The sequence below is a fragment of the Hydrogenophaga sp. genome, assembly GCF_030656115.1.
In the GTDB taxonomy this organism is placed as follows: Bacteria; Pseudomonadota; Gammaproteobacteria; order Burkholderiales; family Burkholderiaceae_C; genus Hydrogenophaga.
The window spans coordinates 1-3,985 of sequence record NZ_JAUSOO010000033.1 but is presented as its reverse complement, the minus strand read 5'-3'; the positions used below and the strand labels follow the sequence as shown (position 1 = coordinate 3,985).

Sequence of the window (3,985 nt, the reverse complement as noted above, 5' to 3'; positions counted from 1 at the left end):
ACGGGGCCCTTGTCGTTGGTGCATCCAGCACCGAAAACTGCCCCCAGAATCCGCCACCAGAAATGGACACCGGATTACGCCACCAAATTCCGCCACCGTTTACCGCCGCCAGATTTACGCGGAAACTGACAGCCGTCTACAGGTGGGGCCGGTTGGGCGGGATGTGAAAAGCGTATCCGTGTTCAGCGCAGGAACAGGCTGGCCAGCGCGTCCGCTGGGCGCTGGCCCGTCAGCACATGGTGGGTCAGCGTCTGCACCAGCGGTGCTATTGACAAAATGGTTTTTGAATAAGCTGTTGATTATTCAGATGAAAACAAAATCTTGTCACGCTTTGCATGCGTGCTGTGTTGCCTGTCACGCCGGGGCGTTGGCCCCGGTTTTGGGTTGAATCATTTGCTCTTATTTCAGGTGAACTGCGTTTTGGGCAGCATCCACCGCCCAGGCTGGCCGGGCAGTTCGGTGAACCCGAAGTGCCGGTAGAACGCGGCGGCCCGTTCGGTTTTGGCATCGACCACGATGGCAACCACGGCCAGTGTCTGGCTGGCTGCGGCCACACGCTGGCAGACATCGGCCAGCAAAATACCTCCCAACCCCGTACCTTGCGCCTGCTGACTAACGGCCAGGCGGCCCAGCAAGGCCACTGGCACAGGGTAGCGCGGCAGCTTTTTGCGCCACGCCTCAGGCAGTGTCTGGGCGGCCACGCTGGCGGCGCTCAGGGTGTAGAAGCCCACAATCTGCTGTGGCTGGTCTGCGGGGCAGGCCACAAACACACGGGCCACCCCACGCTTGACATCTTGCGATGCGTGGCGTTGCAGGTAGTCGTCCAGCGCCGGTTCACCGCAGGCAAAACCGGCCCTGTCCTCATCGGTACCCAGCGGGCGGATGGCATAGGCCATGCCATTCACGGCTGAACTTGTTCGGCATGGCGTTGCAGGGCGCGTTGCAAGGCGGGGTTGGCTGGGGCGGGCGCATCGAGTGCGTCCAAAAACGCGGCAAAGTCGTTTTGCGTCAGGGTGATGGCCTCGTGCGCCTGCACCACCGACTGGGCCTGAACCACGGCGTGCCGCAGCACAAATTCAGACACGCTCATGTGGGCATAGGCAGCCGCTTTGTCCAGCAGACGGCGCATGTCTTGGTCGCAGCGGATGTGTAGCCGCGTGTCTTTGGCAAGGGTGGTTGGCATAACAGGCTCCAGGGTTGCATGGGCTTTGAAAAGTTTGCCATTATCACCTTTTTGTGCGCCATTTGTGCGCACAAAAAGGTGATCTCCATGGGTGTCTGTCGCTATTCGGTTACAGCACATCCCGCAACCGGTACCACAACATGCCCAGCGCCAAGCTGGGCGTGCGCAGCAGCGCACCGCCGGGGAATTCGCGGTGCTTCAGGCGGGCGAACACGTCAAAGCGCCCGGCCTGTCCGGCCACGGCTTCGGCCACCAGTTGGCCGGCCAGCCCGGTCAGGGCCACGCCGTGGCCGCTGAAACCTTGCAGGTAATACAGGTTGTCGCCCAGGCGGCCAAAGTCGGGCGCGCGGTTCATGCTGATGTCCACAAAACCGCCCCACACGTGTTCGATGGGCACGTCTTCGAGCGCTGGAAACACCGCGCCCATGCGCTGGCGCATCACCGCTTCCAGGTTGCGCGGCGTTTGCGTGGTGTAGCTCACGCGGCCGCCAAAAAGCATGCGGCGGTCGGCGCTGAAGCGGAAGTAATCGAGCACAAAGTTGTTGTCGCACACCGCCGCGTTGCGGGGTATCAGGCGTTCGCACAAGGCCGGGTCGAGCGGGGCGGTGCCCACGATGTAGGTACCCACCGGCATGATGCGTGGCGCAATGTCGGGCGCCACCTGTGGGCCGTATTGCGCCAGCATGCTGTTGCCCGCCAACACGCCAAAGCGCGCCTTCACCAAACCCTGCGGCGTGGTGGCCACCAGCGCCGCCCCGCGCTGCAAGGCCGTTACCGGCGAGTGTTCAAAAATGCGCACGCCCGCCGCCTGCGCCGCCCGCGCCAGGCCCAGCGCGTATTTCAGCGGGTGCAGGTGGCCCGAACGGGTTTCGCGGGCAGCGGCCACGTAGCGCGGGCTGTCAATCAGGCGCGGCACCTGCGAGCCTTCGGCCCAGTCGCACACCACGCCGCGCTGCTGCAAGCCGTCCACCTCTTCGCGCAGCGCACGCGCCTTGCGGTCCGAGTCCGCCACGTACACATAGCCGCGCACCCAGTCGCAGTCGATCTGGTGCGCCGCCATGCGCTGCTCGATCAGGTCGAGTGCCTGCAGCGACATGTCCCACGCGCGATGCGCGTCGGCCACGCCGAGTTGCTGCTCAAACGGCCCCTGCCCGCTGGCGTAGCCCACAATGGCCTGCCCGCCGTTGCGCCCGCTGGCGCCGCTGCCCACGCGGTCGGCCTCCAGCACCACCACGCTCAGGCCGCGCTGCGCCAGTTCCAGCGCCGCGCTCAGGCCGGCAAAGCCCGCGCCCACCACCACCACATCGGCCTGCACCGCGCCCTCCAGCGCCGGGCAAGGCTCGGGGCGCGTGACGCTGGCTTCGTAGTAACTCTTCTGGTTCAGCTGCGTGTCTGAACCCACCAAAGAACGCTGGAACATATTCAACCCCTCCGGTTGCGTTTGGCCATTTGTTTGGCCACTTGGCCGCTCAGATACGTCCACACAAACGTGGCCGCCGCGTTCGTCGTCAGCTCGGCGTGGTCGTAGGCCGGAGCCACTTCCACACAGTCCATGCCCACCCAGTTCAGGTCGGCCAGGCCTTCCAGAAACGTCAGTACCTGGGAACTCGTCAGCCCGCCCGGCTCGGGCGTGCCAGTGCCGGGCGCGAAGGCGGGGTCCAGGCAGTCGATGTCCAGCGTCAAATAACAAGGCCTCTGCCCCATGCGCTGGCGGATCGCGTCCAGCGCCGGTTGCAGGCCCGCGCCGTCCAGCCCGCGCAGCGCCCGCGCCGTGAAAATCTGCCCGCCTTGGTCGGCCACGTATTCGCGGGCGGCCCGCTCGCCGCTGGAGCGGATGCCCACCTGCACCGTGTGCGCCGGGCTGATCAAGCCCTCTTGCAGCGCCTCATACGTCCAGGTGCCGTGGCCGGAGGGCTCGCCAAAGTGGTCGCTCCAGGTGTCGCAATGCGCGTCAAAGTGCAGGCAAGCCAGCGGCTCGCCGCCGCCGTACTGCGCCTGGGCCGCCCGCAACAGCGACAGGGTGATGGAATGGTCGCCGCCCAGAAACACGCAGTGGTGCCGCGCCATCAGCGCTGCGGCCTGCGCCTCGATGTGGCGGCGCACCTCGGGCAAGGGCGAGGCGTTGGGCAGGCGCATGTCCAGCGCGTCGCCCAGGTGGGCCAGCGGCGACACATCAAACACCGGGTGGATGCCGTCGCACAGCATCAGGCTGGCCGCGCGGATGGCCTGCGGGCCAAAGCGCGCCCCGGGCCGGTTCGTCACCACGCCATCAAACGGCACCCCCGCAATGGCAAACGGCTGGTCCGTCAGCGGCTCGGCGCCCAAAAAACGGTTGCTGTTGTTGGCGTATGCAAATTGCCCCATGGCCATGGCGCGGTCCTTCAAAAAAGGGGGCAGCACACCACAGCGCCGCCCGATTGGACCCACACGATAGCGCCAGATGAGGTTGCAGGTGAGGCCAATTGCGCAGACGGTTGGGTGTCCACCGCCACAGACAGGCAGCCGCGAGCGCGTCACGGTCACGCCAGCGCCCGATCGGTTTCACACTCCTAAAATGCCTGCATGACCCCCACCCCCCCTTCGCCCGCCAGCCCCGAGCAGGCCACGCGCCTGAATCTGCCCATCGGCATCCAAGGCTTTGCCAAGCTGCGCGAAGAGGGGTGTTATTACGTGGACAAAACCCCCTACGCGCTGCGTCTGATTCGGGAGGGCGGTCATTATTTCTTGAGCCGCCCGCGCCGTTTTGGCAAAAGTTTGTTTCTGGACACGCTCAAAGAATTGTTCGAGGGCAACCGCGAGCTG

Annotated in this window: 5 protein-coding genes; 1 reads left to right on the top strand and 4 read right to left on the bottom strand. The window is 65.3% G+C overall.

Going from position 1 to position 3,985, the window contains the following annotated elements; translation table 11 throughout:
- Positions 1–404: 404 nt before the first annotated feature.
- The 4 genes from Q7J58_RS03865 to speB form a co-directional block, all read right to left on the bottom strand.
- Complete coding sequence (locus Q7J58_RS03865) at positions 405–896, bottom strand: GNAT family N-acetyltransferase (protein ID WP_304823679.1); 492 nt, start codon at positions 894–896, stop codon at positions 405–407.
- Positions 897–901: 5 nt separating this feature from the next.
- A complete protein-coding gene (locus Q7J58_RS03860; protein WP_304823676.1) occupies positions 902–1,183 on the bottom strand; it encodes a DUF1778 domain-containing protein in 282 nt (93 codons plus the stop codon).
- Between the two features lie 109 nt (positions 1,184–1,292).
- Entirely contained in the window at positions 1,293–2,603 is a 1,311-nt protein-coding gene (locus Q7J58_RS03855; protein ID WP_304823673.1) for an FAD-binding oxidoreductase, read from the bottom strand.
- 2 nt (positions 2,604–2,605) lie between these two features.
- Complete coding sequence (speB, locus tag Q7J58_RS03850; RefSeq protein WP_304823671.1) at positions 2,606–3,553, bottom strand: agmatinase; 948 nt, start codon at positions 3,551–3,553, stop codon at positions 2,606–2,608.
- 192 nt (positions 3,554–3,745) lie between these two features.
- Here speB and Q7J58_RS03845 point away from each other — a divergent pair.
- Positions 3,746–3,985: AAA family ATPase (locus Q7J58_RS03845; protein WP_304823669.1), on the top strand; the 240-nt coding region annotated here is incomplete at its 3' end.